At 72.0% G+C, this 5513-nt stretch carries 7 protein-coding genes; 2 read left to right on the plus strand and 5 right to left on the minus strand.

What is annotated here, in order from left to right:
* The first annotated feature begins 58 nt into the window (after window positions 1-58).
* A complete protein-coding gene (locus FNH09_RS44155) occupies window positions 59-412 on the plus strand; it encodes an ATP-binding protein (protein ID WP_152895506.1) in 354 nt (117 codons plus the stop codon).
* A 106-nt stretch (window positions 413-518) separates the two neighbouring features.
* Here the strand turns inward: FNH09_RS44155 and FNH09_RS44160 are convergent, their stop codons facing one another.
* The 5 genes from FNH09_RS44160 to afsQ1 all read right to left on the minus strand — a co-directional run bounded on the left by FNH09_RS44160 (window position 519) and on the right by afsQ1 (window position 4464).
* Entirely contained in the window at window positions 519-719 is a 201-nt protein-coding gene (locus FNH09_RS44160) for a PspC domain-containing protein (protein ID WP_152895507.1), read from the minus strand.
* A 62-nt stretch (window positions 720-781) separates the two neighbouring features.
* Complete coding sequence (locus FNH09_RS44165; protein WP_162470029.1) at window positions 782-1363, minus strand: VanZ family protein; 582 nt, start codon at window positions 1361-1363, stop codon at window positions 782-784.
* Between the two features lie 136 nt (window positions 1364-1499).
* Window positions 1500-2129: a hypothetical protein gene (locus FNH09_RS44170; RefSeq protein WP_152895509.1), complete on the minus strand. Its 630-nt coding sequence runs from the start codon at window positions 2127-2129 to the stop codon at window positions 1500-1502.
* Complete coding sequence (locus tag FNH09_RS44175; protein WP_152895510.1) at window positions 2126-3787, minus strand: sensor histidine kinase; 1662 nt, start codon at window positions 3785-3787, stop codon at window positions 2126-2128. The genes FNH09_RS44170 and FNH09_RS44175 overlap by 4 nt, the downstream gene beginning before the upstream one ends.
* Window positions 3787-4464 (minus strand): two-component system response regulator AfsQ1, encoded by a 678-nt coding sequence (afsQ1, locus tag FNH09_RS44180; protein ID WP_338017866.1) that lies wholly within the window; start codon window positions 4462-4464, stop codon window positions 3787-3789. The genes FNH09_RS44175 and afsQ1 overlap by 1 nt, the downstream gene beginning before the upstream one ends.
* A 271-nt stretch (window positions 4465-4735) precedes the next feature.
* On the opposite strand from afsQ1, the gene FNH09_RS44185 reads away from it, so the two are divergent.
* The gene (locus tag FNH09_RS44185) at window positions 4736-5491 is read left to right on the plus strand and encodes a SigE family RNA polymerase sigma factor (RefSeq protein ID WP_152895511.1); all 756 of its coding nucleotides are present in this window, start codon (window positions 4736-4738) and stop codon (window positions 5489-5491) included.
* The last annotated feature ends 22 nt before the right edge of the window (window positions 5492-5513 follow it).

The following is a 5513-nucleotide window of genomic DNA, read 5'->3' on the forward strand; positions in this document are numbered from 1 at the left end:
GATTACGGTCTTGGACCGCTCAATTCGTTGTCCACCCCATTGCGAGGACGCACTCACCATGAAGCAGTCTGCTGCCAAGACCCTCGGCGTCGCCGCCCTCGGTGCCGCCTTCGCCGCAGTCGGCGCGGGCGCCGCGAACGCCGCTCCGGCCCTTCCTGACGCCTCCCAGGCCCTGGACACCGTGACGAGGACGCTGCCGACGGAGAACGTCGCCAAGACGCTGCCGGGGGCCGGTGAGGCGCTGACCCAGGCGAAGCCCGCCCTCCAGTCGGGCCTGTCCGCGGCCCAGCCGGCCGTCACGAGGGTGCTCGCCCAGGGCCCGACCGCGCCGGTCGCCGGTCTGCTCGGCGGACTGCCGTTGCAGGGCCTGCCCGTGCACGGCGTGCCGGTGAACGGCATTCCGCTCGGCTGAGACCGGCGCACACACAGAACGGGGCGCACCCGGTGGATCCGGGTGCGCCCGACGACGTCCTTGGACGGCTTCCCTGCCCGCGCGGCGCCCGGCCGGGCGCGCCGGGTCACCAGGCGGTGCGAGCCTTGTCCTCGGCCGGCAGCAGGATCCACAGCGCGAGGTAGAGCAGGAACTGCGGTCCCGGCAGCAGGCACGAGACCAGGAAGATCACCCGCATCGTCGTCGCGGAGGTGCCGAAGCGCCGTGCCAGCGCTGCGCACACTCCGCCGAGCACGCGGCCGTGGGTGGGGCGGGCAAGGGCGGTCATGTCGGCTCCTTAGTGAGCGTCGGTCCGAGGCTGCCGGACGGCTGCCTCAACTGCCTTCAACGCTAAGAGGACGAGCTGGACCGGACGTCGCTCCAGGGTGCGATCCCGACCCTGGGAATCGTCGGGGTCCGACCCTGAGCCGCATCCTGCCTGCGGACGTCCGTCCGGTGCCGGTGCTCCGTCCTGCGGCGGAGCCAGGAGCGTGCCGCGGGTACGACCGCCGCGTGCGCGAGCGCCACCCCCACGGTGTTCAGGATCAGCGAGTCGACGTCCACGACCCGGCCGGGCACGCCGGTCTGGAGCAGTTCGATGCCCAGCGACAGCAGGGCCGCGGCGGCGACCGTGCGCAGCAGGGACGCCAGCGGGGACACGGCGAGCCGGCCGTGCGCGAGCGGCAGCAGGACCCCGAGCGGGGCGAGCAGCGCCAGTCCCTCGCCGATCCGTCGGGCCGCCACCTGCGGGCCCAGCGACAGGTCGGTGCGGATACCGGCGAACGGCCGCAGATTGGCGGGCATCACCCAGGGGACGTCGAGTGGGCGCAGCGTGAACCAGGCGACGAACGCGAGGTGTGCGGCAAGGAGGACGCCCCCTGCCACACGTATGCGGAACGCGGCGTTGCCGCCGACCGAGCCTTGACGCTGCACGCCCCCCAAGACGCGTCGGGCGGCACGATCGGTTCCGCGACACCGTCCGCCACCCGGACGAGTGCTCGGCCACACGGGTGCCCGGGGCGTGCCGCGCAGGTCCCGGCCGCCCTGGTGCAGTCGGCGAAAACCGGCTCTAGCCGCCGGTCACCTCGGACGACGGTGGTTCCTTGAGGCCCGGCCGGGCGCGGACCTCGTCCGTGCACGCGTAGCGGCGCAGCGGTTCGCCGTCGCGGATCGGCCCGCCGAGGATCACCGAGCCGTCGCCCTCGGCCGCCGCCGAGTCGGAGAAGGTGCAGACCAGCTGGGCGAGGGCGGAGGAGGTGAGGTCCCCGGGCGGGGTGCTCAGCCGCAGGGCGTCGTCCGGGTCCTTCGGGGTGGGGCCCTGCACCGACATCCCGCCGCGCACGTTCGTGGTGTACCCGGCCGCCTTCTCGGCGGACGACGGCGTCTGGGCGAGCTGGTTCAGCAGCCCCTGTGCGATCAGCACCCGGCGCTGGGAGTCCGCCGTGCCCTCCGGGACCCGTACCGAGCGGTCGACGGCCACCAGCGACGACCCGCAGAGCAGGAACACCTGGACCGGGACGCCGGGCGCGGACTGCGGCGCCACGTCCGGCTCGGACAGCGCGCAGCGCACCCGGGAGGGAGCGGGACCGAAGTCGGTGGGCACCTCGGTGGACCGGATCCCGCACCCGGCGAGCGCCGCGGCCAGGGCGGGCAGCGCCAGCAGCCGGCCCACGGCCCGCGCGGTCGGGCGTACGGTCATGAGGCGTCCCCCTTCGGGCCCGCGCCGTCCTTCTCGGCCTGCGGCGCCGGCTCGTACGTGTCCCGCGGCAGCCGCAGGGTGAACACCGCGCCGCCCTCGGGGGAGTTGGCGGCGGTGATCCGGCCGCCGTGGATGTGCGCGTTCTCCAGGGCGATGGACAGCCCCAGTCCGCTGCCCTCGGAACGCGGCCGGGAGGCACTGGCCTTGTAGAACCGGTCGAAGACATGCGGAAGGACGTCCTCGGGGATGCCGGGTCCGTGGTCGCGCACGCTGATCACGAGCTCGCCGCCGGTCGTGGCGCCGTCGTCGCCCGCGGTCACGCCCGGGCCGGCCTCGCCCCGCTCACCCGCGTCGCCGGTCTCCTCCGTGCCGCCGCTCCCGCCGGTCGCCCGCACCGACACCCGCACCGGGGAACCGCCGTGCTTGAGCGCGTTGCCGATGAGGTTGGCCAGGATCACGTCCAGCCGGCGCGGGTCGATACGGGCGTGGATGCCGCGCTCGGCGTCCAGTTCCACCGCGTCCAGCCAGGCGCGGGCGTCGATGCAGGAGGTGATCTGGTCGGCGATGTCGACGTCGTCGAGGACCAGCCGGGCGGTGCCCGCGTCGAAGCGGGTGACCTCCATCAGGTTCTCGACGAGATCGTTCAGGCGCCGCGTCTCGCTCACGACGAGCCGCACGGCCGGTTCGATCATCGGGTCGACGCTCCCGGTCTCCGCGTCGAGCTCCTCCTCCAGCACCTCGGTGATGGTGGTGATGGCGGTCAGCGGCGTCCGCAGTTCGTGGGACATGTCGGCGACGAACCGGCGGGACGCCTCGTCACGCGCGGCCATGTCGGCGACACGTTTCTCCAGCGCCTCCGCGGTGCTGTTGAACGTCCGCGACAGATCCGCGAGTTCGTCGGTGCCCGAAACCCGCAGCCGGGTGTCCAGGCGGCCCTCGCCGAGCCGGCGCGCGGCGACCCCGAGCCGGTGCACCGGCTTCAGCACGGTCGTGGCGGCGGCCTGGGCGAGCAGCGCGGCGCCGATCAGCGCGAGACCGGTGGCGATACCCAGCGACCAGGCCAGCGAGTTGAGGTCCTTGGCCTCCGGCTCCAGCGACTTCAGCATGTAGCCGGTCGGGCCGCCGCCGATCACCCGCGTCCCGGCGACGAGGTACGGCGTGCCGTCGTCGACGATCCGCTGCCAGTACAGGTGGTACGGCGACGAGTTGGCGGCCGTGAGGTCCTGCTCCCGGTTCACCGCGGTGCGCAGTGAGAGCGGCACCTCGCGCAGCGAGAGACCGCTCAGGCCGCCGGAATTGCCGTACACGGCCTTGCCGTTCGCGTCCTCGCCGACCAGCAGCACGCTGAAACGCTGGCTGCTGTTGGCCATCTGCCGGGCGGTGTACTGGAGTTCGTCCTGGGTCGGGTACTCCGGCAGCGACCCCGCGCGGTTCTGCATCTCCTGCTGGAAGTCGCGCAGCACCGCGTCCTGGGTGCGAGTGAGCACCGCCTCCCGGTTCAGCCAGTAGGCGATCCCGGACGCGGACACGGCGGCGGTCAGCGCCACCAGCCCGAACACCACGACGAGCCGCAGCCGCAGACTGGTGAAGCGCAGCCGGGACCAGGCCCCCTTGCGAGCCGCGACCCAGCCGCGGAAACCCTCTTGTGCGTCGGTCATTACTGGGGCGCGTCCAGGCGGTATCCGACACCACGGACGGTACGGATCAGAGTCGGGGACGACGGCACGTCCTCGACCTTCGCGCGCAGCCGCTGCACACAGGCGTCCACGAGCCGCGAGTCGCCGAGGTAGTCGTGTTCCCAGACCAGCCGCAGCAGCTGCTGCCGGGACAGCGCCTGGCCCGGACGGCGGCTCAGTTCGAGCAGCAACCGCAGTTCGGTCGGCGTGAGTTGGAGGTCCTCGCCGTTCTTCGTGACGGTCATCGCGGCCCGGTCGATGACGAGCGAGCCGTAGGTCGCCGCGTCGTTCGCCTCGCGCTCGCCGCGCCGCAGCACGGCCCGGATCCGGGCGTCGAGCACCCGGCCCTGGACCGGCTTGACGACATAGTCGTCGGCGCCGGACTCCAGGCCGACCACCACGTCGATGTCGTCGCTGCGCGCGGTCAGCAGGATGATCGGCAACTGGTCGGTGCGCCGGATGCGACGGCACACCTCGAACCCGTCGATGCCGGGCAGCATCACGTCCAGCACGATCAGGTCCGGCCGTTGCTCGCGCAGCAGCTTCAGACCGTCCTCACCGCTGGCAGCGGTCGCCACCCGGTGTCCCTGGCGCGTCAGTGAGAGCTCCAGGGCCGTTCGGATGGCGTCGTCGTCCTCGATCAGCAACAGGGAAGGCACGGGCTCATTCTGGCCCATGGCGGGGTGGGGTTTCGACACTTGGAGCGCTCCCATGCATCTCCCGCAAATGATCAATGTGGTATGTACGTCTGGGTAGCGGTACCGCGATTCTCTGTGACGGCGCTGTGCGGGCCCTGCGGACGACCCCTGTGACAGGTCTGTGACAGTCGGCGGACACGTCCATGAAGTGGCCCCGGCAAGCTTTTCGGCAACGGCAAGGAAGTACGTCGAACCGAGCCGAACACCGGAAGTCCACGACGGGGGGCGCGAGATGAACACGCTGCACAGCGTCAGCACCAGCGCAGTGATCACGCGTCTGCACGACGTGACCCGGGGTTCCGAGAGGTCCGGTGCTGTGAGCGGGCGGGGGTGCGCTCGCGGTACCGGGCGTCAGCACACCACATTCATGTCGGTGGTTGACGCGAGCACGGGGGAATCCGCGGCGGCTGCCGCCGCGGTCGGGGGAGCCACGTACGGGGAGGGCTCGGGGGAGCGTCGTTCGCTGTCGGAGGCGGAGTTCACCGCCTACGTCCAGGAGCGCCGCGCCTCCCTGTACGCCACCGCCTACCACCTGACCGGTGACCGGTTCGAGGCCGAGGACCTGCTCCAGAGCGCGCTGTTCTCGACCTACCGGGCCTGGGAGCGGATCAGTGACAAGGCCGCGGTCGGGGGCTACCTGCGCCGCACCATGACCAATCTGCACATCAGCGCGTGGCGCCGCCGCAAGCTGAACGAGTACCCGACCGAGGAGCTGCCGGAGACGCCCGGCGACACGGACGCGATGCGCGGCACCGAGCTGCGCGCGGTCCTGTGGCAGGCGCTCGCCCGGCTGCCCGAACTCCAGCGGACGATGCTGGTCCTGCGTTACTACGAGGGCCGCACCGACCCGGAGATCGCGGACATCCTCGACATCAGTGTCGGCACGGTGAAGTCCAGCATCTGGCGGTCGCTCCGCCGGCTGCGCGAGGACGAGGTCCTCAGCTTCGGCCGTGACGAGGAGAACGCCTTCGGGGAGCTGGTCGCCTGAGGGTCACGGGGGAGCGGTACCG

The organism is Streptomyces adustus, assembly GCF_009377175.1.
GTDB lineage: Bacteria > Actinomycetota > Actinomycetes > Streptomycetales > Streptomycetaceae > Streptomyces > Streptomyces adustus.